Source organism: Pseudomonas sp. R45(2017) (assembly GCF_002112305.1).
Lineage (GTDB): Bacteria > Pseudomonadota > Gammaproteobacteria > Pseudomonadales > Pseudomonadaceae > Aquipseudomonas > Aquipseudomonas paraglycinae.
The window spans coordinates 22,999-48,092 of the sequence record NZ_NEHH01000006.1 but is presented as its reverse complement, the minus strand read 5'-3'; the positions used below and the strand labels follow the sequence as shown (position 1 = coordinate 48,092).

The 25,094-nt window shown below is 61.4% G+C and carries 25 protein-coding genes; 10 read left to right on the top strand and 15 right to left on the bottom strand.

The features are described from left to right. Positions 1-24 precede the first annotated feature (24 nt). The 3 genes from CAF74_RS29670 (at position 25) to CAF74_RS15110 (ending at position 3,011) form a co-directional block, all read left to right on the top strand. Complete coding sequence (locus CAF74_RS29670; protein WP_371857340.1) at positions 25-888, top strand: methyl-accepting chemotaxis protein; 864 nt, start codon at positions 25-27, stop codon at positions 886-888. 469 nt (positions 889-1,357) lie between these two features. Then, on the top strand, positions 1,358-1,741 hold the full coding sequence (locus CAF74_RS15115) for a DUF6124 family protein (protein ID WP_085746857.1): 384 nt from the start codon (positions 1,358-1,360) through the stop codon (positions 1,739-1,741). Between the two features lie 238 nt (positions 1,742-1,979). Further along, complete coding sequence (locus CAF74_RS15110) at positions 1,980-3,011, top strand: AraC family transcriptional regulator (protein ID WP_085746856.1); 1,032 nt, start codon at positions 1,980-1,982, stop codon at positions 3,009-3,011. A 290-nt stretch (positions 3,012-3,301) separates the two neighbouring features. On the opposite strand, the gene CAF74_RS15100 is transcribed toward CAF74_RS15110, so the two are convergent. The 7 genes from CAF74_RS15100 to CAF74_RS15070 all read right to left on the bottom strand — a co-directional run bounded on the left by CAF74_RS15100 (position 3,302) and on the right by CAF74_RS15070 (position 10,281). Further along, positions 3,302-3,670 (bottom strand): glyoxalase superfamily protein, encoded by a 369-nt coding sequence (locus CAF74_RS15100; protein ID WP_011332360.1) that lies wholly within the window; start codon positions 3,668-3,670, stop codon positions 3,302-3,304. Between the two features lie 117 nt (positions 3,671-3,787). Continuing rightward, entirely contained in the window at positions 3,788-5,245 is a 1,458-nt protein-coding gene (locus tag CAF74_RS15095) for a D-aminoacylase (RefSeq protein ID WP_085746854.1), read from the bottom strand. 1 nt (position 5,246) lies between these two features. Next, positions 5,247-6,107 (bottom strand): MurR/RpiR family transcriptional regulator, encoded by an 861-nt coding sequence (locus CAF74_RS15090; RefSeq protein ID WP_007953817.1) that lies wholly within the window; start codon positions 6,105-6,107, stop codon positions 5,247-5,249. 15 nt (positions 6,108-6,122) lie between these two features. Continuing rightward, complete coding sequence (locus CAF74_RS15085) at positions 6,123-7,472, bottom strand: GntP family permease (protein WP_085747041.1); 1,350 nt, start codon at positions 7,470-7,472, stop codon at positions 6,123-6,125. Positions 7,473-7,721: 249 nt separating this feature from the next. Further along, positions 7,722-8,615 carry an NAD-dependent epimerase/dehydratase family protein gene (locus tag CAF74_RS15080; RefSeq protein WP_085746853.1) on the bottom strand — a complete coding sequence of 298 codons (894 nt, stop codon included), beginning with the start codon at positions 8,613-8,615 and terminating at the stop codon, positions 7,722-7,724. Positions 8,616-8,718: 103 nt separating this feature from the next. Then, positions 8,719-9,630 carry a LysR family transcriptional regulator gene (locus CAF74_RS15075; protein ID WP_085746852.1) on the bottom strand — a complete coding sequence of 304 codons (912 nt, stop codon included), beginning with the start codon at positions 9,628-9,630 and terminating at the stop codon, positions 8,719-8,721. Between the two features lie 60 nt (positions 9,631-9,690). Next, positions 9,691-10,281, bottom strand: coding sequence for an NAD(P)H-dependent oxidoreductase (locus tag CAF74_RS15070; protein ID WP_085746851.1), 591 nt, complete (start codon positions 10,279-10,281; stop codon positions 9,691-9,693). A gap of 201 nt (positions 10,282-10,482) precedes the next feature. Between CAF74_RS15070 and CAF74_RS15065 the strand changes: the two genes are divergently transcribed. Next, the gene (locus CAF74_RS15065; RefSeq protein WP_085608002.1) at positions 10,483-10,797 is read left to right on the top strand and encodes a putative quinol monooxygenase; all 315 of its coding nucleotides are present in this window, start codon (positions 10,483-10,485) and stop codon (positions 10,795-10,797) included. Here the strand turns inward: CAF74_RS15065 and CAF74_RS15060 are convergent. Continuing rightward, positions 10,787-11,551: a sulfite exporter TauE/SafE family protein gene (locus CAF74_RS15060; protein WP_085746850.1), complete on the bottom strand. Its 765-nt coding sequence runs from the start codon at positions 11,549-11,551 to the stop codon at positions 10,787-10,789. The genes CAF74_RS15065 and CAF74_RS15060 overlap by 11 nt on opposite strands. Positions 11,552-11,633: 82 nt before the next feature. Between CAF74_RS15060 and CAF74_RS15055 the strand changes: the two genes are divergently transcribed. The 5 genes from CAF74_RS15055 to CAF74_RS15035 all read left to right on the top strand — a co-directional run bounded on the left by CAF74_RS15055 (position 11,634) and on the right by CAF74_RS15035 (position 14,552). Further along, positions 11,634-12,515 (top strand): LysR substrate-binding domain-containing protein, encoded by an 882-nt coding sequence (locus tag CAF74_RS15055; RefSeq protein WP_085746849.1) that lies wholly within the window; start codon positions 11,634-11,636, stop codon positions 12,513-12,515. A gap of 45 nt (positions 12,516-12,560) precedes the next feature. Continuing rightward, a complete protein-coding gene (locus CAF74_RS15050; protein WP_085746848.1) occupies positions 12,561-13,136 on the top strand; it encodes an NAD(P)H-dependent oxidoreductase in 576 nt (191 codons plus the stop codon). A gap of 51 nt (positions 13,137-13,187) precedes the next feature. Continuing rightward, the gene (locus CAF74_RS15045) at positions 13,188-13,565 is read left to right on the top strand and encodes a MerR family transcriptional regulator (protein ID WP_085746847.1); all 378 of its coding nucleotides are present in this window, start codon (positions 13,188-13,190) and stop codon (positions 13,563-13,565) included. A gap of 146 nt (positions 13,566-13,711) precedes the next feature. Beyond that, entirely contained in the window at positions 13,712-14,221 is a 510-nt protein-coding gene (locus CAF74_RS15040) for a flavin reductase (RefSeq protein WP_007953834.1), read from the top strand. 55 nt (positions 14,222-14,276) lie between these two features. Beyond that, positions 14,277-14,552 (top strand): LysR family transcriptional regulator, encoded by a 276-nt coding sequence (locus CAF74_RS15035; RefSeq protein WP_007953837.1) that lies wholly within the window; start codon positions 14,277-14,279, stop codon positions 14,550-14,552. Between the two features lie 52 nt (positions 14,553-14,604). Here the strand turns inward: CAF74_RS15035 and CAF74_RS15030 are convergent, their stop codons facing one another. From CAF74_RS15030 to CAF74_RS15000, 7 genes are all read right to left on the bottom strand, one after another. After that, entirely contained in the window at positions 14,605-15,162 is a 558-nt protein-coding gene (locus CAF74_RS15030; RefSeq protein WP_085746846.1) for a chorismate lyase, read from the bottom strand. 74 nt (positions 15,163-15,236) lie between these two features. Further along, a complete protein-coding gene (locus CAF74_RS15025) occupies positions 15,237-15,602 on the bottom strand; it encodes a helix-turn-helix transcriptional regulator (protein WP_074691998.1) in 366 nt (121 codons plus the stop codon). A 130-nt stretch (positions 15,603-15,732) separates the two neighbouring features. Continuing rightward, complete coding sequence (locus CAF74_RS15020) at positions 15,733-17,184, bottom strand: efflux transporter outer membrane subunit (RefSeq protein WP_085746845.1); 1,452 nt, start codon at positions 17,182-17,184, stop codon at positions 15,733-15,735. Between the two features lie 9 nt (positions 17,185-17,193). Next, positions 17,194-20,271, bottom strand: coding sequence for a MexW/MexI family multidrug efflux RND transporter permease subunit (locus CAF74_RS15015; RefSeq protein ID WP_085746844.1), 3,078 nt, complete (start codon positions 20,269-20,271; stop codon positions 17,194-17,196). Next, on the bottom strand, positions 20,268-21,368 hold the full coding sequence (locus CAF74_RS15010) for an efflux RND transporter periplasmic adaptor subunit (RefSeq protein WP_085607993.1): 1,101 nt from the start codon (positions 21,366-21,368) through the stop codon (positions 20,268-20,270). Before CAF74_RS15010 ends, CAF74_RS15015 begins: the two co-directional genes overlap by 4 nt. A 135-nt stretch (positions 21,369-21,503) precedes the next feature. After that, positions 21,504-22,661, bottom strand: a complete 1,158-nt coding sequence (locus CAF74_RS15005; RefSeq protein ID WP_085746843.1) for an oxidoreductase — start codon at positions 22,659-22,661, stop codon at positions 21,504-21,506. 230 nt (positions 22,662-22,891) lie between these two features. After that, positions 22,892-23,797 (bottom strand): NAD(P)-dependent oxidoreductase, encoded by a 906-nt coding sequence (locus CAF74_RS15000; RefSeq protein WP_256578379.1) that lies wholly within the window; start codon positions 23,795-23,797, stop codon positions 22,892-22,894. A 125-nt stretch (positions 23,798-23,922) separates the two neighbouring features. Here CAF74_RS15000 and CAF74_RS14995 point away from each other — a divergent pair, with 125 nt between their 5' ends. Further along, positions 23,923-25,059 (top strand): LLM class flavin-dependent oxidoreductase, encoded by a 1,137-nt coding sequence (locus CAF74_RS14995; RefSeq protein WP_085746841.1) that lies wholly within the window; start codon positions 23,923-23,925, stop codon positions 25,057-25,059. Positions 25,060-25,094 lie beyond the last annotated feature (35 nt).

The following is a 25,094-nucleotide window of genomic DNA, read 5'->3' as shown; positions in this document are numbered from 1 at the left end:
GTGCTGCAACAAGGCATCGCGCGCATGGGCGTGACCCTGCGCGACCTTATCAGCGGCATCCGCGACGGCGTCACCCAGATCGCCAGCGCCGCCGAAGAACTGTCGGCCGTCACCGAACAGACCAGCGCCGGCGTGAACAGCCAGAAGGTCGAGACCGATCAGGTCGCCACCGCGATGCACGAAATGACTGCCACCGTGCAGGAAGTCGCGCGCAACGCCGAAGAAGCCTCGCAAGCCGCAGCCGCCGCTGACGGCGAAGCCCGCGAAGGCGACAAAGTGGTGAACGAAGCCATCGCCCAGATCGAACGTCTGGCCAGCGAAGTGGTGCGTTCCACCGAAGCCATGAGCGTGCTGCAACAGGAAAGCGACAAGATCGGCAGCGTCATGGACGTGATCAAGGCCGTGGCCGAACAGACCAACCTGCTGGCCCTCAACGCTGCCATCGAAGCGGCTCGTGCCGGTGAGGCCGGTCGCGGGTTTGCCGTGGTCGCCGACGAAGTCCGTGGCCTGGCCCAGCGTACGCAAAAGTCCACCGAGGAAATCGAAGGCCTGGTGGCCGGTCTGCAGAACGGCACGCAGCAAGTGGCCGCCGTGATGAACAACAGCCGCGCCCTGACCGACAGCAGCGTCGCCCTGACCCGCAAGGCCGGCGACTCCCTGGAAAACATCACCCGCACGGTGTCGAACATCCAGTCGATGAACCAGCAGATCGCCGCAGCCGCCGAACAGCAGAGCGCCGTGGCCGAAGAAATCAGCCGCAGCATCATCAACGTCCGCGACGTGTCGGAACAGACCGCAGCGGCGAGTGATGAGACCGCCAAGTCCAGCGTTGAACTGGCGCGGTTGGGTGGGCAGTTGCAGCAGATGGTGAGCCATTTCCGCGTGTAAGCACTGCACACGAAAGCCGATGTACAAAGAAGGGCAGCTGAAAAGCTGCCCTTCTTTTTTGCCCGGAAATTGCCAACTTCAGGAAGTGGATGACGCGTTCTGAAATGCAATTACACACGCTTGATCAGAGGTGTTTAAGGACACGCCGTGATACGTCCCGAAGCCCACAAAACCTTGCGCCGTTGCCTACGGCTACGCCAGAATCCGCCGGCTTGTGCGCCTTGGGCTGGCTGCGTAATTTGATTGCGTCACTGATTTCCAGTGATCGAACTTAGCGGTTCGGAATGTCCCCTACGGTTGCACATGTCGAATCCAGTCAGGCGCCAGCCTGCACTTGATGGTGGCTGTGCGCATGGCACCTTCGGGTGCGCCGGGTTTTGGGTGACTTACCGGTCCGCTAACTTGCGCACAGCTGCCACCCTTTCGCTTAGCGGCGAAAAGGTGCGGCCTAACCAGAGGTTAGTCACCCATGTTCAAGGTAACGCCAAACCCACCACTCACCGAACCCACAACCCTCCCGGATCCGGCATCCCCCTACGAATGTCCCGGCTCGAAACGCTTCAACGAAGCCGCCGAACGCGCCCTCGATTATCACCTGGGCCCACTCAGCGCCCACATCATGGCCGCGCCCTACAAACCCAACACCCTCTACCAGGCTCACCCCGAAGCCGACACCGAATCTCTGTTGGTGGACGCCAGCGAATCCCTCGGCTCCGCCACCGTCATGCTCAACAATCATGTGGCAATGGTCGAGGGCAGCCACCGCAAGACCCTGCAAGGCATCGCCCAAATCGTGATGATCGCCGAACTGGCCGTTAACCGTGCGCTGGACAAGGTCGTGCCGACGGATTGATGCGGAGATGGCGAGTGCGGTGCACTCGCCGCTTCTTATTGATCGTTCAATGACAAAGCCCGCAGGAAGCGGGCTTTGTCACAGAGACTTAAGGCTTGTCTCGCTCAAATTCTCCAAGGGTTGATCACCTCAACCCCCAACGTCGCGCAAGCGTCAGCCATTTACTTTATTCGCGGATTCAAATTACCTTTCAGAGCGCTCATCCGCCCACGGCGGCCTCGATCAAGAGGATTCGGTCATGCAATCGCTCGGCTTCACCTCCGTCCCACCGCTGCTCAAGTACCTGCGCCATGCCGAACATCTGGGTCTGGCCATCGAGCCTGCGTTGGCGGCGGCCGGGTTGCAGGCGCAGCAGTTGAGCGACAACAGTCCGCGCTTGCCGGGGGAAACCCATGAGCGGTTGCTCGATTACTTTTGCGAACACTCGGGCGATCCGCTGTTCGGCCTCAACGCCGCGAATTTCGTGCTGCCCAACTCCTGGAGCGTGCTCGGCTACATCACCATGAACTGCGCGACATTGGGCGACGCCATGAGCCGCATCATGCCGTTCGAAAAACTGGTGGGCGACATGGGCGTCAGCCGCGCCGAGGTACACGACAGCCACGTACACCTGATCTGGAACTGTCGCTTTGAGCGCCCGCGGATTCGCCGGCATCTGGTGGAAAACGTACTCGGCTCCTGGCTGCAATACGCGCGCTGGATCGCCGATACCCGACTGTCGCCGGCCGCGGTGTGGCTGGAACACTCACTCCCGGCGGGCACGACGCTCGCGCAGTACGAACAGTTTTTTGAATGCCCGGTGCTGTTCGATCAGGCGTATTCAGCGCTGATCGTGCCGTTGCCGTATTTGCAGTTGCCGTTGCGCCAGGCCGATGCGCATTTGCTGCGCACCCTGGAAGAACACGCTCAGAGTTTGATGGCGACGCTGGAGGATGCGTCGCTGGAACAGCGGGTGAAAGGCATTCTGCGCCAGTTGCTCAAGGAAGGCCTGCCGCGCAAGGAACAGGTGGCCGAACATCTCGCCGTCTCCGTGCGCACGCTGCAACGCCAGTTGCATCAGGCCGGCACGTCGTATCAGCAGATCCTCGATGAACTGCGCCAGGAACTGGCCGAGCATTACCTGCTCAACAGCACCCTGCCGATTCAGGACATCGCCCAGTATCTGGGCTTCAGCGAATCACGCTCCTTTCACCGCGCCTTCAAGAGCCGACGCGGCATGCCGCCCGGTGAGTTTCGGCAGACTCACCGGGTTAGTGGTGGTGGCGAGTAAGAGTACGGCTCACAGCAGTCCCCTCACCCCAGCCCTCCCGAAACGTCGGACCGCCCGGAGGGAGAGGGAGCCGACCGCAATATGCTCATGATCTACGCCGACCTGAAAAAGCTTCTGTGAATCCATAATCGAGAGGGAGCCGACCGCGAAATACTCACGATCTACGCCGAACTGAAAACGCTTCTGTGAATCCATAATCGCCACGATCTTTCAGGTCGATGCATGACGATAGACACCTCGGTCAGTCCCCTCTCCCCTTGGGAGAGGGTTAGGGTGAGGGGGCTTTTGGCTCAGAGGCTGATCGCGTTGGTGAACACCAGGCGATTGCCGAACGGATCGGCGATGGTCATGTCCTGGCTGCCCCACGGCATGGCCTGAATCTGTGGATGCGAAAACTTGTATTCCTTGGCCAGCAACTGCTGCTGAAACGCCTCCAGCTCATCGGTCTCGATCCGCAGGGCCGAACCCGGTGTCGCATCGCCGTGGTGTTCGGACAGATGCAGCACACACTCGCCGCGCGAAACCTGCAGGTACAACGGGAAACCGGGTTCGAAACGATGCTGCCAGTCGATCTTGAAGCCGAGGAAGTCGACGTAGAACTCCACGGCTTTGGCTTCATCGAAAATCCGCAGGATCGGGGTGGTTTTGCCGAAGCTCATGGGTTGCTCCCTGACTGATTGACCCCGGAGTGTAGCCGGGGTGGATGTCAGCAATTCGGCTTGGTGATGGCTTTCTTTAATTGCAATGTGCCATCACCGTGACGCAGTCAGCAAAATTCAACGAAAGCCGTCGCGCAGATCGCCCTGGCGCGCCAGGAACCGCCCTGCTGTTTGCCCGTTGGCCTGGCCGTCGCGATAACTCAACACACCATTGATCCACACCCCGTCGATGCCTTGCGCGGCACGCTGCGGGTCGTTGAAATCCGCCACGTCACGCACGGTCGCCGGGTCGAACAACACCAGATCCGCCCAGTGCCCTTCACGAATCTCGCCCCTTTCCTTCAAGCCGAAACGCGCGGCCGACAGACCAGTCATCTTGTGCACGGCGGTGTGCAGCGGAAACAGGCCGACATCACGACTGAAATGTCCGAGCACGCGTGGGAAAGCGCCCCACAGGCGTGGATGCGGGAACGGGTCTTCCGGCAGGCCATCGGAGCCGACCATCGACAGCGGATGAGCGAGGATCCGGCGCACGTCGTTCTCGTCCATCCCGTAATACACCGCGCCCGCCGGTTGCAGGCGTTTGGCGGCGTCGAGCAACGACAGGTTCCATTCGGCGGCGATGTCCATCAGGTCGCGACCGCCCATTTCCGGATGCGGCGTCGACCAGGTGATGGTGATGCGGTGGGCGTCGGTGACCTGCTTCAGATCCAGGGTCGAAGAACTCGCTGCATACGGATAACAATCGCAGCCGACCGGGTGAGTTTTCGCCGCCGCTTCCAGCGAAGCGAGCAACTGCGGACTGCGGCCCCAGTTACCGGCGCCGGCGCATTTGAGGTGGGAAATGATCACTGGCGACTGGGCGTGGCGTCCGATACGGAAAGCCTCGTCCATTGCTTCCAGCACCGGTTCGAATTCACTGCGCAGGTGGGTGGTGTACACCGCGCCAAATGCATTCAATTCTTCGGTCAATTGCATGACTTCATCGGTGGATGCCGAGAACGCGCTCGCATACGCCAGCCCTGTGGATAAGCCGAGGGCGCCCGCCTCCAGACTTTCACGCAACTGCTCGCGCATCGCGGCGATTTCATCGTCAGTCGCGGTGCGAAAGAGATCATCAAGATGATTGCTGCGCAGCGCCGTATGCCCGACCAGCGCCGCCACGTTCAACGTGGGATTGGCCGCTTCCACCGCTGCGCGGTAGTCGCTAAAACGTGGATAGACGAACGCTGCCGCCGAGCCGAGCAGGTTCATCGGATCCGGCGGATCGCCGCGCAAACTGACCGGCGCGGCACTGATCCCGCAGTTACCGACAATCACCGTGGTCACGCCCTGGCTGAGCTTGGGCAGCATCTGCGGCTGGCGGATCACCACGGTGTCGTCGTGGGTGTGCACGTCGATGAAACCTGGCGCCAGCACACGGCCAGCGGCGTCGATTTCATCGGTGGCGCGGGCATCGCCCAAGTCGCCGATCTGCGCGATGCGGCCATCGAGGATCGCCACGTCGGCGGCGTAACCGGGGCTGTTGCTGCCGTCGATGACCAGCGCGTTGCGAATCAGGGTGTCGTACAGCATGTCAGTCTCCCAGCGGCAGGTGATCGTCGCCGCCACGGTATTCGTCGAGGGCGAGTTTGATCCGCCGCAGACGTTCTTGATTGTCTTCAGGATTGGCCAGCGCAAGCTCAGTGGCCAGCACGTCGATGGCGAGCAGCATGCCGTAGCGCGCCGCCGTCGGTTTGTAGATGAACGAGGTCTCGGCGCCTTGCAGCGGCAGGACGATGTCGGCCAGTTCCGCCAGTGGCGAGTCGGCGCGGGTGATGGCGAGAATCCGTGCGCCGTAGTTGCGCGCCAGCGCCACGGTCTCCAGCAACTCCGGGGTGATGCCGGTCAGCGAACAGACGATCACTACCTGCTCGGCGCTGAGGCTGGCGGCGGTGACACGCATCATCACGGCGTCGTGGCACACCGCAATCGGATAGCCGAGGCGCACCAGCCGCACTTGTAACTCATCGCTGCACAGGGTCGAGCAACCGCCGATGCCGAAGGCGTGAATCATCCGCGCCTGGCCCAGCAGTTTCACCGCATCGGCGAAGCGCGATTCATCGAACGCCGCCAGATGCTGGCGCAGGGTGGTTTCGATATCGCCGACGATCTGCCCGTAAAACGCCGACTGCTCGGGCGTGCCCGCCGGGTCGAGGAAACGGCTGCCGACGCCGCTGGCCTGGGCCAGTTGCAGACGCAGGTCGCGTAGGTCGCGACAACCGACGGTGCGGGCGAAGCGCGACAGCGTGGCGGTGCTGACTTCGGCCCGCTGCGCCAGCTCTTCGAGGCTGGCGGAGGCGGCAAATCCTACGTCGTCGAGCATCAGACGGGCGATGCGTCCTTCACCAGCGCTGAAGGAATCCTGACGGGCGCGGATCTGATAGAGGATGTCCATGGCGGATAACTCCGACTACAGCAGGTAAGAAAGACCGACGGTCAGGGCGAAAGCGACAACCGAGATCAGGGTTTCCAGTACCGTCCAGGTCTTGAACGTCTGGGCCACGGTCATGTTGAAGTATTCCTTGATCAACCAGAAGCCGCCGTCGTTGACGTGGGAAAAGATAACCGAGCCCGCGCCGGTCGCCAGCACCAGCAATTCCGGGTGTGGATAACCCAGACCGATGGCCACTGGCGCGACCACGCCGGATGCCGTGGTCATCGCCACGGTCGCCGATCCGGTGGCGATGCGCATCAACGCGGCGAACAGCCAGCCCATGATCAGCGGCGACAGGTGAAATTCGTGAGCGAGGCCGACGATCTGATCGGTGACGCCGGCGTCCACCAGAATCCGGTTCAGACCGCCGCCGGCGCCCACCAGCAGGGTGATGCTGGCGGTCGGTGCCAGGCACTCGTTGGTGAATTTGAGGATCGATTCCCGGTTGAAACCCTGGGCAATGCCGAGGGTCCAGAAACTCAACAGCGTCGCCAGCAACAGCGCGATCACCGAGTTGCCGATGAACAACAGGAACTGGTTGAAAGCGCTGCCCGGGGTGGAAATCAGGTTGGCCCAGCCACCGATCAGCATCAGCACCACCGGCAACAGAATGGTCGCCATGGTGATGCCGAAACCCGGCAGGCTGTCGCGGGGTTCGCGTTCGAGGAATTGTTTTTCCAGCGGGTTATCCGCCGGCAACTGAATGCGCGGCACGATGAATTTGGCGTACAGGGGGCCGGCAATGATCGCCGTCGGAATACCGATGGCAATCGCATACAGCAAGGTCTGCCCGACCGACGCCTGATAGGCCTGCACCGCCAGCATCGCCGCCGGATGCGGCGGCACCAGCGCATGCACCACCGACAGCCCCGCGACCATCGGCAAACCGACCATCAGGATCGACACGCCAACCTGCCGCGCCACGGTAAAGGCAATCGGCACCAGCAACACGAAACCGACTTCGAAAAACAGCGGCAGCCCCACCAGAAACGCAATGCACACCATCGCCCAGTGCGCGTTCTTCTCGCCAAAGCGCTCGATCAACGTGCGCGCCATCTGCTCGGCGCCACCGGACTCGGCCATCATCTTGCCGAGCATCGTCCCCAGCGCCACCACCAGCGCAATGTGCCCCAGCGTCTTGCCCACCCCGGCCTCATACGCCCCCACCACGCCGGACGGCGGCATCCCCGCCACCAGCGCCAGGCCGATGGAAATCAGGGTGATGACAATGAACGGATTGAGCCGGTAACGGGCGATCAGAACGATCAGGGCGATGATGGCAACGGCGGCGTACACCAGCAGCCAATAGCCGAAGGACGGTGTCATGCGGTACTCCTCGAAAGGGTCACGTTCGAATGGGTTGTGAAACTCATAAATCATTTCGAGATCGAGTTTTCAAACCAGGTGAAAGTAATTTTCGTGGAGGGATAAGGGTTGTCGTTTCTGGATATGTCTTGTCGCGAATAATGAAAATCGCGGGGTGGGATTTTCATGGTTTTCGGGCACAAAAAAACCGGTGGAAACAATCAAGCTTGTTTCCACCGGTCTCGGGGCCGTCACCTTTTCAGCGTGAACTCACACCATTTCGTTACGAATCCATTCAACCACCGACGTACGCTTCGGCGCCCAGCCCAGCAGTTCGCGGGCATGTTTGCCGCGTACGCGGCTGTTGGAACCGAGGCCGTAGTTGGCCATTTCGTAACCCCACTCGGCTTCGGCGTCTTTCAGTGGCCAGTCTTGTGGCTCGCCGAGGTTCAGGGCTTCGGCCATGGCGGTGGTCATGTCGATGAACGACGCTTCGCCGCTTTCGACGAAGTAGAAGGTGCCCGGAACGTTTTTGGTCAGGGCCAGCAGGTACAGCGCCACCACGTCTTCGATGTGTACGTTGGACCAGATGTTCTGCCCGGTGCCGACGTGGCGCACCACGCCGCTTTTGCGCGCCTGTTTCAGCAGGCGCGGCAGTTGCACGCTGTCGCGATTGACGCCCAGGCTGTGGCCGTAGATCAGGGTGTTGCAGATGACGGCCGAGTTCACGCCGTCCTTCGCTGCGGCGAGGATCAGGTTGTCGATGGCCACGCGTGCGGCCTTGTCGACGGTCGGCTCCGGCAGGTTGTCTTCGAAGTAGATGACGTCGCTGGATTTGCCGCCCGACGCATCACCGACGATGCTCGAACCGCTGGTGTGCAGGAACACTTTGTTCGAGCCGCGCAGGGCATCGAGCAAGGCTTCGACCGCGCCGCGATGATCGCTGCTGGCGGCGTTGATCACGGCGTCGGCGGCGCGGGCCTGTTCGGCCAGCAATGCGTTGTCGTCGAGGGTGCCGATCACCGGGGTGATGCCCAGTGCTTTCAGCTCATTGGCCTGTTCGGCGCTGCGCACCAGACCGGTGACGGTGTGGCCGGCCTGGACCAGACCGGTGGCGATGGAGCCGCCGATAAAACCAGCAGCGCCGGTGACGAATACGTTCATGGAGAAACTCCCTGCGTGAGTAAGTGATGCAACGAGTATCGACCGGCGAGCCCGGTGGAAAAACCCGCCCACAACCAAATCACTGTTGCGCAGGGATCACGAATCAGCCTTTGAAATCGGCGCTGGCGTAAGCCGCCAGTTTGCTCTGGATGAAGTCGAGGAAGCACTGGATGCGCAGCGCCAATTGCGAGTTGCGGTAGTACACCGCGTTGATCGGCTGGCGATAACCGCTGTTGAATTCCGCCAGCAACACCTTGAGGCGCCCGGCACGAATGTCGTCGATGGTCATGAAATGCGAGAGGCAGGCAATGCCCTGCCCCTCCAGCGCCAGATGGCGAACCGTCTCGCCGCTGGAGGCGCTGATCGCCGGAGTGATCGGCCAGCGGTCGCCGTGTACATAGCGCAGCGGCCATTGGTTAAGACCTTCGTTCTGGGTGAAGCCGAGCAAGGTGTGTTCGCTCAGATCGGCCACCTGGAGCGGTGCGCCATGTTTTTCCAGATACGCAGGGCTGGCGACGATCAACAGCGGACTGCAACCCAGCGAGCGGGCATGCAACGTCGAATCGGCGAGTGTGCCGATGCGGATGGCGACGTCGGTGCTTTGTTCCAGCAGGTCAATGATCAGGTCATTGCTGTTGAGTTCGAGCTGGATCTCCGGGTACAGCCGGCGGAATTCGTCGATGTACGGCACGACGGCGTGGAGCATGAACGGCGACGCGGCGTTGATCCGCAGTCGCCCTGATGGCGTCTGCTGGCGCGAAGACAGGCGCTCTTCGAGCTGGTCCATCTGGTCGAGGATCAGCTTGGCCTGTTCGAAGAAATACTTGCCCTCCTCGGTCAGGTCCATGCGCCGTGTGGTGCGGTTGATCAGCGTGGTGTCGAGCTTGGCTTCCAGCCGCGACAGCGTGCGGCTGACCGCCGACGGCGTCTGTCCGACCTGCTCGGCGGCGGCGGAGATCGAACCGCATTCGATCACGCAGACGAAAATCTGCAACTCATCGGATCTGGCTTTCACGGGTGTCCTCGAATCGAAAGGCCTGCTGCGCAAGCTCAGGCCTTCGATAGTAGCCGAGCGTCAGGCCTTGAGGCCAAACACCTCGGTCAGATGCTGCTCATAACGCGCGACATCCGCTTCGATGTTCGGGCGCTTCATCACGTCCACACAGAGGAACGTCGGCAGGCCGGTCATGCCAAGAAACTCGTTGGCCTTGTGGAACGGGAAGTACACCGCGTCCACGCCTTTGGCTTCGAAGAAATCGGTCGGATCATCGAACGCCTGCTGCGGCGCGTTCCAGGTCAGCGACAGCATGTACTGCTTGCCGTGGATCAGACCGCCGCTGCCGTACTTCTGCGACGCGTCGGAACGGGTGCGACCGTCGCTGGCGTAGAGGCTACCGTGGCCTTCGGTGAAGACTTCGTCGATGTACTTTTTCACGGTCCACGGTGCGCCCATCCACCAGCCCGGCATCTGATAAATGATCACGTCGGCCCAGAGGAATTTGGCGACTTCTTCGGCGACGTCGTAGCCCTCGTCGATGAAGGTGGTCTTGACGTCGACACCGCCGCGATCCAGCACGCTCAGCGCGGCTTCGTGCAGGGTGGTGTTGTAACGACCGTCGGAGTGGGCGAATTTTTTACCGCCATTGAGCAACAGCACTTTTTTCATGGGAGAGCCTCGATCGGATTCCGATACGCAGCGCAGAGCGCTGGATGGAGAAGGGGAAAAATTGAATGGCGGCAGATTAGCGATCCGCCTCGCGCGGAATAAGCAACGGTTGCGCAAAATTCATTTGAGTAAAACGCACGAATCGAATGCCGATTGTTGCCGTAGGATTGGCCGCCATCTGAATCTGAGGAGTTTTTTGCGATGAGCGAACGCCAGGGTTTCATCCTGCACGCCAAGACCCGCCCGGAAAAAGCCGAGGCTTTCGAAGCGTTTTTCCGCGCTTATGTCGAACCGAGCCGCGCCGAACCCGGCTGCATCGAGTACCACATGCTGCGCGACAAGGAAGACCCGAGCCTGTTCATCTTCTACGAGATCTGGGAAAGCCAGGCGCATCTGGACGTGCACTCGAACCTGCCGCACATGCAGCAGTTTCTGGCCCAGCGCATGGAATACCTGGAGCGGGATTTCGATATCCGCCCGATTGAAATGCTCAGCGATTCGTCCGCTAGCCGCTGATCAGCAGATGGGCGCCGAGCGCGCCCAGACCGATGAAAAACACCCGCTTGAACAGCACGGCGCTGATGCGTTGACGCAGCCATTGCCCGAGCCACATGCCGAGCACTGCCGGGATCAGCGCCAGCAGTGAGGCGCTCAGTTCTGCGCCGCCAAGTGAGCCGCGCCAGAGCAACCCACCGGCCAGCGCCAGAGTCGACACGGTGAAGGACAGGCCCAGCGCCTGCACCAGTTCATCGCGGCTCAAGCCCAGGGCCTGCATGTACGGAACGGCGGGAATCACGAACACACCAGTAGCCGAAGTGATGACGCCGGTGATCACGCCACACAGCGGGCCGAGCCACGTTTCATGGCGGCGACTGACACTCAGCGTCGGCAGAAACAATCCACTCAGCGCATAGAGCAACAGCGCCGCGCCGAGCCCGCGCACCACCCAATGCCCGCCGGCCATGCCGATCCACAAAGTGCCGACCGCCGTGCCGAAGAAGATCGCCAGCAGCATAGGCCACAGCCGTTTCACCAGCCCCTGCAAATGCCCGCCGAACGCCAATTGCCAGACGTTGGTGAGCGTCGCCGGGATGATCAGCAACGCCGCAGCCTGCGACGGTGCCATAGCCAGACCGAGCAAACCCATGGCGACGGTGGGCAGGCCGAGACCGATCACGCCCTTGATCATGCCGGCGACGACGAAGGTCGCGATCACCAGCAACGACAAGGCCAGGCCGAGGTTTTGATAGAAATCTGCGAGTGCGTTCATGGCGATACTGTGCGCCTGCGCGGGTGAACTGAAAATCTGTCATACACTGAGGCAGCCTCTCTCTCAGCAAGAGCCACGCATCATGCACTTCGACCTCACCGACCTGCGCCTCTATTTGCACATCATCGACAGCGGCAACATCACCGCCGGCGCCGCACGCAGTCACCTGTCGCTGGCGGCGGCCAGTGCGCGGATTCGGGCGATGGAAGCGTCGCTGGGCACCGAGCTTCTTGAGCGCGGGCGCCGTGGTGTCACGCCGACGCCGGCCGGCAAAGCCCTGGCGCAACATGCGCGGGTGTTGCTGCAACAGGCGGAACGTCTACAACAGGATCTGGCCGAGTACGCCCGCGGCGTCAAAGGTCAGGTGCGGTTGCTGTGCAACACCACGGCACTCAGCGAATACCTGCCGGAGGTGCTGGCGGATTTCCTGCGCGAGCACCCAAACCTCGACATCGATCTGCAGGAACTGCCCAGCGCCCGCATCACCCATGCCTTGCGTCAGGGCGCGGCGGATCTGGGCATTGTGTCCGACGCGATCGACACCACCGACTTGCAGACCCGAGCCTTTCGCGATGATCCGCTGGTGCTGATTCTGCCTTTGGATCATCCGCTGTCTGACGCGACCGGAGTCAGTTTCAGCGACGCTCTGCGCCATGACTTCGTCGGGCTGCAGGCCGACAGCGCTTTGGCGATTTACCTGGAAGAGCAGGCGCTGCACAACGGCTCGCGGATGCAGATCCGCATCCGCGCCGATGGCTTCGACGGCGTGATGCGCATGGTGGCCCGAGGTGCCGGTCTGGGCATCGTGCCGCTGGCGGCGGTTCAGCGCGCTGCGCCGCAAGCCTTCAAGACCCTGCCGATGAATGAAGGCTGGGCCAGGCGCAAGCTGTTGCTGTGTGCCCGGGACTTCTCCGCCCTCCCCGCTTATGCCCGCGCCTTGCTCGACGCCTTGACTCTGCCCTGAGGGGCAGACTTTACCCTTGGGGTTTCTTCTTCAAGGACAGTGATTATGGGCAAGCGGATTCTGCTGATTCTCGGCCATCCATCCAGCGAAAGTTTTTGCGCGGCACTGGCCGGACGCTATTTGGAATCGGCCCGCGAGGTCGGGCATGAGGTGCGACAACTGCCCCTCGGCCAGCTCGATTTCGACCCGGTCCTGCGCGACGGCTACAGCCGAGCCCAGACACTTGAACCGGATCTGCTCCAGGCTCAGGCCGACCTGCTGTGGGCCGAACATCTGACGCTGGTGTACCCGATCTGGTGGGGTGGAATTCCGGCGCTGCTCAAAGGTTTTTTCGACCGGGTCCTGCTCCCCGGCTTCGCGTTCAAATATCGCGAGGGCAAAGCGTTTCCCGACAAACTCCTGCACGGTCGCAGCGCCCATTTGCTGGTCACCATGGACACGCCGCCCTGGTATTACCGCTGGATCTATCGCATGCCCGGCCTGCACGAAGTGCGCAAGAACACATTGGCGTTCTGCGGGATCGAACCGCGCCGGACGCTGACCTTCGGGCCAGTGCTCGGCGCCAGCGACCATCAACGCGAAACCTGGCTGAAGCAGGCCGGATCGATTGCCCGCCATTGAGTTTTCCGCTATTGGTGCGCATGCCCGCTGACGGAGAAAAGGGATTTGCACATGTACATCGGCCAGGCCGCACAGCGTTCGGGAACCACGATCAAGACCATCCGCCATTACGAGTCGATCGGCCTGCTGCCCGAGGCCCGGCGCCAGGGCAAATACCGGGTTTACGACCCGCAGACGGTCGAACTGCTGAGCTTTATCAAATGCGCGCAGGCGCTGGGTTTTCGCCTCAGGGAATTGCAGGCGATCTTTGCCGGCCAGCCCGAACTGACGCCTTATGAAAAAGCCCGCCGCGCGATTGCCGGCAAGCAACAGGAGATCGCGGCGCAGCTGTTGAAACTCAGCCGACAGCAAGAGGAATTGAGCGCGCTGGAGGCCAGTCTTGAACACGCGCAACAGCAATGCCTGTCGAGCGTATCGACCACAAAATAAGCACAAGGAATAGCTTGCAAGGTACGTATACATACGTACTATATCGCCAGAGCGAACGTGTTGCCCGATACCCGTTTTCGCACAACGACAACGGACAAGGAAGAACGGATCGGCTCCATTAAACCTACATGGAATGAGGTGACGCGATGGTTGATTCAACGGAGTTTCGTAATGCAATGGCGATGCTGGGGAGTGCCGTCACCATCGTCACGACCGATGGCCCTGCGGGGCGTTTCGGCTTTACCGCATCCGCGGTGTGCAGCGTAACGGATTCACCGCCCACGCTGCTGGTGTGCGTCAATCGCTCGTCGTCCAATCACGAGCATTTCAAGACCAATGGCGTGCTGTGCGTGAACGTCCTGACCGGCGACCACCAGTCGACCTCCGGGGCGTTCGCTAATCGACAGTTGAGCATGCAAGAGCGCTTTTCCAGCGTGAATTGCCAGACCCTGAAAACCGGTTCGCCGGTGATCGAAGAGGCGCTGGTCAGCCTCGATTGCCGGGTCAGCAAGGTCGACGAGGTTGGCACCCACAGCATCTTCTACTGTGAAATCCTCGAACTGCAGCAGCACAGCGAGGCCACGGAAGGCCTGGTCTATTTCAACCGCAGTTACTACCGTCTGAACGACGAACTGCGCCTGGCACCCGAGCAGTGATCCAGACACCCGCTGGCCTCGGCTGACGCCGGCGGGTCATGACAGGGATGTAACCATGCTATTCAATGAAGACAACTTCGCGGATATCGACCTGAACCTGATCATCATTTTCCTGGTGCTGTTCCGCGAACGCAGCGTGTCCCGCACGGCCGAACGTCTGCACGTCAAACAACCCGCCATCAGCGGATCGCTGGCACGGCTGCGCAAGCGCTTCGACGATCCGTTGTTTCTGCGCTCGTCGAGAACCATGCGCCCGACCTCGAAAGCCGAGCAACTGGCGCAAGCGCTGACGCCAGCCATCAAGCAAATCGAAGCGGTGATCCGGCTCTGAAAAACCGGCGAAAAAAAACCTGCGGGGGTTCGCTTCCGCAGGTTTCATTTCATCAGGCCGACTTGAGCGCCTGAGCGTACTCGACCCGAGCCCAGAACGCTGGCAGAAAGCACTCGCTGACCAGCAGCGCCGAACCATTGCGGGTGAAACGCGAACGCCGGGCCAACAGACGTTCGGCTTGCGGCGCGTAGCGATAGGACAGCGCGGCCAACGGCGCACCGGGCGGCAGCAAGGCACATTGGAAAGGCTCGCGCAGGGTCTGCTCCGACGTGTAGAGAATCTCGGCGAGCGGTCGACGACCATAGCCGTTCAGATCCGCCCAGTCGCCATTCAGTGCCGGCACGCTGGTCAGGCTGCGCGCGGTGACGCAGGCTTCGCCATCGAGCTTCATCACCACCTCACGCACCCAGCCGAGGGTGGCCGGCGGCACGTTCAGCGCTTGCGCTTCTTCAGGATTGAGCGGGCCATGGGACTGCTCGACGACTTCGATTGAATAATCGCCCATGGCTTTCAGACGTGGGGTCAGTGCCCCGGGCAAAAACAGCCAGTGATGCTCGGAGCCGGTCAATTCCGACAGCGGTTGCGATGACCAGTAATGACTTGTATCCATACCCGCTCACACCTTCCTGGTGATGGTGAATTGTTGGTTGCCGTGGAAGGCCAACCCTTCACCGGCGGTGTCTGTCACTCGGCTCCGTTTTCTTCGGTCACTTCGTGTTTGCTGATGACGCTGATGGTCTGTTCATCGGTCTTGACCGCCGACAGCAGCGAGTCGAGCAATCCCGGAAAACGCACGTCCATGTCTTCACGACGCAAGGACAGCAGGTTTTCCCGACCGTAAGGGCGCTGCCAAATCAGACCGCTGTCGCGCAGAACCCGCCAGTGGTGGGTCATGGTCGACTTCGATGCGCCCTTGAGGATCCGGCCGCATGGATGTTCCTGGCCATCGGCCAATACTTTCAACACGGTCAGGCGCAGCGGGCTTCCCAATGCGGACAGCACATTTTCCAGAAGGATCTGATCCTGATTGGGATGATTCGGGACGTTCATAGGTAGGTACCCTTGATGATATAGGCGGGAAAAATCCGGCTTGTATTCGTCTATACGAGAACAGTAAGACTATACACAAGATGTTTTTTCCCCGCGACAGCCGCCCCGGAGGCGGCGTCCCGCAAAACAACTACAAATCGCTGCTCTGCGCTGTCTCCCGCGCGGGCGCCTGGAACCCGCCGCCCAGCGCTGCCATCAACGAAACCGAACTGTCGATGTGCTTGCTGTTGAGGAAGGCCAGGCGCATTTCGTCCTGAATCAATTGTTGCTCGATGTTAAGCGCATCGAGGAACGTGTCCTCGCCGGCCTTGTAGCGCGACTGCGACAGATCGTAAGACGACTGGGCAATCGCACAGGCATCGCGCTGCACGACTATCTGCTGCTCGAACGAACGCAACTGCGTCACCGAAATCGCCACCTCGTGCAGGGCCGAATTCAGCACCCGGTTGTACTGCGCGATGGAGCTGTCGAGTTCGGCATTGCCGGCCTTGAGATCCGAGCGCAGGCGCCCGGCATCGAAGATCGGCAGCGACACCGTCGGCGCCACATTCCAGAACTTGCTGACCCCGGCGAACAGCGCATCTCCCGTCAGCGCATGAGAACCCGCCGCCGCCACCAGATTGACGTTCGGGTAGAACGTGGTCTTCACCGCCTCGACGTTTTTAGTCTCGGCCTCCACTCGCCAACGCGCAGCGACGATGTCCGGACGACGGCCCAACAACTGGGCTGGCAACTGCGCCGGCAAGGCCACCACACTGGCTTGCAGATTCGATGGGCGCTCGAGCGTGTGCGCACGATCAACGCCTTTGCCGATCAGCGCCGACAACTGGAGACGAGCAATTTCAATGTCTTCGTTGGCGCCGATCAGGGTCGATTCCGAACGCGCCTTGAGGCTCTGCACCTGCTTGAGTTGCGACAGGTTGTCGAGGCCCGAGCCGTAACGTGAATCCGTCAGGTCAACCAGTTTGCTCAAGCGTTCGAGATCGCGCTGGTTGAGCTCCGACACCTGCCACGCATACGCCAACTGGTTGTAAGCCTTGACCACATTGGTCGCGAGAATCAGCCGCGACGATTGCAGGTCGACTTCCGCCGCCCTTGCGCTGTTGAGCGCCGACTCCCACGCGGCACGCTGGCCACCCCAGAGGTCGAAGGTGTAGCCGAAATTGACCGCCAGATTGCGTGCGGTGAAATACTTGTGGCCCTCGCCGCTGTAGTCCTCAAAGCGCGACAGCCGACCGCGAGTGACACCCGCCGACGCGTCCATTTCCGGATAACGCTCGGCGTCGCGCAGGTCGAGAAATGCGTTGGCTTTCGCGACCCGGGCAGCGACTTCCTGCAAGTCCGGGTTGCTGGCGTAAGCCTCTTCGATAAGAGCACCCAGACGTGGATCGCCCAGCGATGTCCACCAGTCCGCACGCGGCCATTGGGCCGGTGGCAGTTTGTCTTTCAGGCTGTCGGACGGCGCATCGCCGACCGCCAGCAATTTGCCCTGATGATCGATCCCGGCGTAGTTCACACAACCCGCCGCCAACAGAATGGACGCCGCCAGCGGCGCCAGCATCAAACGTGTAATCGAATGCATGTCACGTCCTCACAGGATGGGTTGCGGCACACCGGCCGGCTCGGCTTCGGGTGCATGGCTCGGTTGCTTGATCGAACTGAGCAGCGTGTACACCGACGGCAGAATGAACAGGGTGAACAAGGTGCCGATCAGCATCCCCACCACAATCACCAGGCCCAGGCCGAAGCGGCTGTTGGCGCCGGCACCGCTGGCGAACAACAGCGGCGCGAGGCCGACCACCATTGCCGCAGTGGTCATCAGGATCGGTCGCAGCCGCACCTGCGCGGCATGCTGAATGGCTTGCACGCGGTCCATGCCTTGCTGGCGCTGCAACTCGTTGGCGAACGCGACCATCAGGATCCCGTGCTTACTGATCAGACCGATCAGCGTGATCAGGCCGATCTGGGTGTAGATGTTCATCGAAGTCATGCCCAGCGCCAGCGGCACCAAAGCCCCGCAGATCGACAACGGCACGCTGATCAGAATGATGAACGGGTCGCGGAAGCTCTCGTATTGCACGCTCAGCACCAGATAGATGATCACCAGGGCCAGGCCGAAGGTGAACGCCAGGCTGTTGCCTTCCTGCACGTATTGGCGGGCGTCGGACTGCCAGTCGAAACTGAAGCCGGCCGGGAAGCCTTCCGATTGTTTTTGCAGGAAGCCCACCGCATCACCCAGGGTCACGCCCGGCGCCGGAATGGCCTGGAACGTGGCGGAGTTCTGCTGGTTGAACTGGGTCAGGCGATTCGGCTCGACCTTGACGCTGAGAGTGGCCAGTGTCGACAGCGGGACCGGATTGCCCTTCTGATCCTTCACGTAGTACAGCTTCAGGGTTTCCGGGGTCAGCCGGTCGGCCGACACAGACTGCGGGATCACGTCATAGGAACGGCCGTGGAACGAGAACCGGTTGACGTACTTCTCGCCGATCAGGCTGTTGAGCGTTTCGCCGATGTCCTGCATGCGGATGCCCAGAGCGTTGGCCTTGGCCCGGTCGACCTGGATTTCCACCACCGGGTTGTTGAAGTCCAGATCACTGTCGACCACCGCGAACAGACCGCTGGCCTGCGCCGCCTGCTTGAGCTGATCCATCACGTTGTACAGCGCCAGATATTCCTGATCGCTGCGGATCACCATCTGCACCGGCAGGCCACCGGTAGAGCCCGGCAACGGCGGCATCTGGAACACGAAAATGCTCGTGCCTTCGATCTGGTTCACCCGCGCCTGCAAGTCGGGCTGGATGGTGTTGGCATCGCGGCCGCGTTTTTCCCAGTCCACCAGGTTGATCCCGCCGACGCTGTTGGACAGACCGTCGGAACCGTTCGCCACCCAGTTGCTGTAACCCTCGGGGATTTCGTTGAAGGTCTTGTACAGCTCGTGTGCGTAGGCTTCGAGGTAGTTCAGGTTGGCGTGCTGTGGTGCCTTGATCGCGGTCAGCAGGATGTTCTGGTCTTCCAGCGGCGCCAGTTCGGTCTGCGCCGAGCGATAGAGGAACGGCAGGCTGAAGAAGATCACCAGCGCCACGCTCAGGCTGATCCAGCGACGCGCCAGCGAACCGCCGAGCAGTGCGCCATAACGACGGGACAGATACTGGAAGAATCGATCCGCCTTGACCGCCATGAAGCCTTCGCTGGTTTTCGCGTCCAGCAGACGGGTACTCATGATCGGCGACAGGGTCAGGGCGACGATGCCGGAAATCACCACGGCACCGGCCAAGGTCAGCGCGAACTCCTTGAACAGCGTGCCGGTAAGGCCGCCCATCAGACCGATCGGCGCATACACCGCCGCCAGGGTGAAGGTCATCGCCACCACCGGACCGGCCACTTCACGGGCGCCGATCAGCGCGGCGTCGAACGGCGTCTTGCCCTCTTCGATGTGACGGTGAACGTTCTCCACCACGACGATGGCGTCGTCCACCACCAGCCCGATGGCGAGCACCATGGCAAGCAGGGTCAGCAGGTTGAGGCTGAAGCCGAACATCTGCATCAGCATCGCCGCGCCGAGCATCGACAGCGGGATGGTCACCAGCGGAATCAGCACGGTGCGGAACGTGCCCAGGCACAGGTAAATCACCAGCACCACGATCACCAACGCTTCGAGCAGGGTGTAGCTCACCTCGTCGATCGACGACTGAATGAAGTGCGCCACTTCGAACGGGATCTGCACGGTCACGCCCGGCGGCAGGGTTTCCTGGATCTGCGGCAGCAATTCACGCACACGTTTGACGATGACCAGCGGGTTGCCGGTCGGTGCCGCGTCCAGACCGAGGAACAGCGCCGGCACATCGCTCATCGCGCCGCTGGTGTCGGTGGAGGCGGCGTTCAGCTCCACGGTGCCGACGTCACGCACACGGATGATGTGGCCGTTGTCGTTGCGCAGCACCATGTCGCGGAAATCTTCGACGCTGTTCAGGTCGGTGTTGACCCGCAGGTTGCTGACCACGTACAGGCCTTTGACCTGACCCGGAGCCGCCTGAAAGTTGTTGCCCTCGATGGCCGCCGAAACGTCCTGCCCGGTCATGCCGTAACCGGCCAGACGCTGCGGGTCGAGCCACAGGCGCATGGACAGTTTCTGCTCGCCCATGATGTTGATCTTGGCCACGCCTTCGATGCCGGCGAACATCGGCTCGACGACGCGGGAGATGTAGTCGGACATCTCCGGAATGGTCAGGTTGGAGCTGGCGAACGCGACGTAGGCCACGCTGGTGAAGCCGCCGGACGTGCGTTCCACCACCGGGTCGTACGCGTCCTTCGGCAAGCGGTATTTGATCTGGTTGACCTTGGCCATGACCTCGGTCAGCGCCGCGATGGAGTCACTGTTCAGTGCCATGCGGATCGTCACCTGGCTGCGACCCTGGGTCGAAGTCGACGACAGATAGTCGATGCCCTCGACCGAGGCCACGGCCTGGCTGATCGGCTGCGTGACGAAGCCTTGCATCAGCTCCGAAGAGGCGCCGGGGTACTGGGTCGTGACCGTGATGGTCGACGTCTCCAGCATCGGGTACTGGCGGATCGGCAGGTTCATCAGCGCGCGCACCCCGAACAGCAGGATCAGCGTGCTGACCACCACGGCCAGCACCGGGCGGCGAAGAAAGAGGTCGGTGAAATTCATTTTTCCAGCCCACTGAGTTTAAGAGCAATCGTGTCCGGCACGCCTTCCACCGCCACGCCGTCGTGGAGCTTGAGCTGGCCGGACGTCACCACCTGCACGCCCTCGGTCAGGCCCTTGTCGACCACCGCCCAGCCATCGCGGCGCTCGCCGACCTTGATGCTTTCGCGCTTGACCTTCTGCACGCCGGCTTCGTCGGTGTAGACCGAGAACACGCTCTCGCCGTAGGCGTTGTAGGTGATCGCGGTTTCCGGAATCAGCAGCTCGGCGGTCTGCGGCAGGGTCACCGAGACCCGTGCGTACATGCCGGGACGCAGGCGTTTTTGCGTGTCGGTAATGACCGCTTGCACGTTGATGGTGTGGGACTGGTTGATCTGCGGATCGACCGCGACGATCTTGCCGGCGAAGGTCACATCACCCCAGGCATCGACCTTGGCCTGCACGGTCTGGCCCAGTTGCACTTGCGAGCCATCGCGCTCGGCGAGGGTGAAGTTGACGCGCAGCACGCCCGGATCGGTCAGGGTTGCCACCGCGCTGCCGGCCTGCAGGTATTGGCCCAGGTGCGCCTGGCGAATGCCGAGGGTGCCGGCGAACGGCGCACGAATGTGCCGTTGGGCGATCTGCGCCTGCATGCGCTCCATGTCGCCTTTGGCCGCGTCGTATTGAGCGCGGGCACTGTCGAAGGCGCGACGGCTTTCGGCGCCGGTCTTGGCCAGTTCCTGGACCCGGGCGAACTGGGCCTTGGCCGATTCGTACTCGCCTTTAAGGCGAACCAGTTCGCCTTGCTCCGGCGCATCGTTGAGCTTGAGCAGCACTTGCCCCGCCTTCACTTCATCGCCGGACTCGAAATCGATGTCCACCACTTTGCCGCTGACTTCAGCCGACACCAGCACCTGACGCTGGGCTTCGAGTTTGCCGATGGCTTCGAGGTAGTAGGTGTACGGTTGTTTCTTGACCACGGCCAGACCGACCCGGGTGCTGGGAATCCGTTGCTCGGCCGCCGCCGGTGGCGGCGACCAGAAACGCCAGCCCAGTGCAGCAGACAACACCACCACAAGAATAATAAAGATCAGCGACTTGATAATGTTTCGAGCAAGCATGTGGCACTCCCTTGACTCTTTGCTGCGAGCACAAAAGTTTGAGTTTTAAGAAAATAAAGGTGCAACTTAAGGCGGGCGCGTTATCGATCCTTGTGAACTTTCACTTGTAAACGCGCCCGCTTTATTTATCCGTTGTTACGCCGCGGCCAGTACGTTGGTTTTATCCAGGTAATACTTGCCGATACCGTGCAAGTTCAAAGGCGAAAGGGTGAAGTGTTTCGAACCGGTGTGGATATCGCGGAAGCAACGCTCCAGAAAGTGCGACTTGTAGACGGCTTTGGAACCGGCCATCGAGTAGATCTGGTTGACCGCATTGACCGAGTTCTCGGTCAGCACCGAGGCTGCCAGGCCGACGCGGGCGCTGACCGGTTCGCCGATGGTTTCACCCCGGTTGATCACCTGATGGATAGCATCTTCCAGCAGCAGTTGTGCGGTGTGTACCGCGGAGATGGCGCGACCGGTCTTCTCGAAGATCACCCCTTCCAGGCCCGGGTCGGTGTTCACGGCGCGGTCATTGCGGAAGTGATCGACCGCAGCCCGGGCCACGCCGAGCACGGTGGACATCGCCGCCAGGGTGCCGAACTCGTAGTAACCGGTGGCATAGGCCCGGGAGCTGCGCGCTTCGGGGGATTGCTTGAGGGTTTCGACATCCAGCGAGAAGGACTTGTGGACGATCACGCTGGAGCACTGGAAGTGATGGCTGCCGGTGCCGCGCATGCCCAGGGTGTCCCAGGTCGGCAGGATGGTGCACTGACTGGCGGGCACGAAGAACATCCGCACTTCCGGGGTGGTGTTGTTTTCGGTGCCCTTGACCGTGGCGGTGCAGACCAGCCAGTCGGCGTGGGCCGAGCCACTGGCGAACGCCCATTTGCCGCTCAGCAGGTACTCGTCGCCCATCGGCAGCGCTTCGCCGCCGGAGTGGATGGCGCCGATCACAAAACCGTCGCAGCGGTTGTAGATCGCTTCGGAAGTGGCTTCCGGCAGGTAATCCGACAGGCGCCCCATCGCCACTTGCACCGCCAGCTGCCAGGACAGCGAGGCGTCAAACCGGGCGAATTCCAGCAGCAGGGCGGAGGTGGTCTGGATATCGACCTGGGACCCGCCAAACGCCTTGGACACCGAGGTGCGGCCAAAACCCTCCTTGAAGAATCGGGACATCACATCCTTGTGCGTCGCATTTGTCTGCTCGCTGTAATCGCGGTGCTGAATAATCAGCGGATTCAGTGCACGCACCTTCTCGAGCCATTCATTGGATTCGGAGGGAAGGCTGTTCCATTGCATTAGATTTTTCATAACGGCTCCTAGCTATTATTTATTTACGATCAGCAGACGAAAAAACAGACAGAACTTTTTATTGTTGTTAAACCCCGATAAAAATGTACGTCTACAGTCGTACATTTTACAAGCACTATTATCAGACTTCTTTCATTTCCCAGTAAAAGAGCAATCACTGTCCGACAATTACGCAAGGCGCAAGAGGTCAACGTAACTTGCGAACAAGTTACGTTGCTTGAATCTTTTGATTACTTCACGCCGGCGCGCCGGTCACTGACTTTCGACAGTGAGGCCCAGTCCTGATCGGCCTGACCATGGGCCATGCCGTCCAGCAGGTTGTCCTTCAACACGCTGGCAAACGGCAGCGGCACCTGCGCCGCTTCACCGGCTTCCAGCGCCAGCCGTACGTCCTTGAGACCCAGCGACAATTTGAAACCGGCCGGCTCGAATTTTTCATCGACCATCAGCTTGCCGTAGCCCTGATAGACCGGCATGGCGAACAGGGTCGAGGTGATCATCTCGATGAACGCCTCGCGACTGATACCGTAGCCGCCGGCCAGGGTCGAGGCTTCGGCCATGGATTCGATTGCCGAGGCGATCATCAGATTGGCCGACAGTTTGGCGGCGCAAGCCACTTCAGCCGTGTCGCCGAGCGTCCAGGTCTTGCGCCCCAGCACATCGAACAGCGGCTGCACCCGGTCCAGTGCTTCGGCGGGCCCGGAGGCGAGAATGTTCAGATTGCCGGCAGCCGCCACATCGACCCGCCCCAGCACCGGTGCCGACACGTAACCGACGCCGCGTGCTTCATGCACGGTCGCCAGTTCTCTGGCCAGCGCCACGGACACCGTGGACATGTTGACGTGCACGCTGCCGGCCTGCAGACCGTCCAGCGCCTTGGCGTCGAAGAACACCGAGCGGATTGCCGTGTCATCGCCGAGCATGGAAATCAGCACCTCGGCCTTCGCCGCCAGCGCCGGTGTCTCGACAGGTTCGGCGCCGGCCTTGGCCAGTGCTTCCAGCGGTGCCGACGAACGATTCCACACGCGGACCCGATGCCCGGCTTTCAGCAGGTTCAGCACCATCGGTGCGCCCATCGTGCCCAGACCGATAAATCCCAGTTCCATGTCGCGTTCCTCTCTCGATGAGGTGTTCAAAGCCGTTCAGACGATGATGCAGAATTGCGATTGTACGTGTACAGGCGTACATTTCAAGTGCCGCGACGATTCATTCTTCGCGGCAAGGGTTTCAAACACACCTTTACCCAAGGCAAGGAGGCTTTATGCAATTCGGGATCTACACCGTTGGCGACGTCACACAAGACCCTACCAACGCCCGTACCCCCAGCGAATCCGAGCGCATCCAGGCCACCCTGCAAATTGCGCAGAAGGCCGAAGACATCGGGCTGGACGTGTTCGCCACCGGCGAGCACCACAATCCCCCGTTCATCACCTCCTCTCCCACCACGCTGCTGGCCTACATCGCAGCCAAGACCCAACGCATCATTCTCTCGACGTCTACCACCCTGATCAGCACCAACGATCCGGTGCGTCTGGCCGAAGAATATTCGCTGCTGCAAAACCTCTGCGGCGGCCGCATGGACCTGATGCTCGGCCGGGGCAACACCGCGCCGGTCTATCCCTGGTTCGGCAAGAGCATCGCCGACGGCCTGCCATTGGCGATGGAAAACTATCGCCTGCTGCACCGGCTCTGGCGCGAAGAAGACCTCAACTGGAGCGGACGCTTTCGCACCCCGCTGAAAAACTTCACCTCGATCCCCAGGCCCCTCGATGACCTGCCGCCCTTCGTCTGGCACGGCTCGATCCGCACCCCGGAAATCGCCGAACAGGCCGCGTATTACGGCGACGGTTTTTTCGCCAGCCACATCCTCTGGCCCCGTGAGCATTTCATGGCGCTGGTCGAGTTCTACCGCGCGCGGTTTGCCCATTACGGTCACGGCACGCCGGAGCAGGCGATCGTCGGCCTCGGCGGACATATTTTCATGCGCCGCAACTCGCAGGATGCACGCCGTGAATTCCGCCCCTACTTCGACAACGCCCCGGTGTATGGCCACGGTCCATCCTTGGAAGAGTTCATGGAGATGACCCCGCTGGCGGTTGGCAGCCCCCAGGAAATCATCGACAAGACCCTGACCTTCCGCGAGTACTTCGGCGACTATCAGCGCCAGCTGTTCCTGTTCGACCATGGCGGCATTCCGCTGAAGACCGTGCTGGAACAACTCGACATGTTCGGCAAGGAAGTCTTGCCGGTGCTGCGTGAAGAAACCCGCAAACGCCGCTCGCCGCTGGCGGCCGAAGCGCCGACACATGCCAATCGCCTGGCCCGGTTGCAAACCCTGTCGGCCGATCCGCACGCCACGGCCAAAGCTGCACAACTCGACAGCGTGACCGGCCACTGAACCTGTGGGAGCGAGCACGCTCACTCCCACACTTG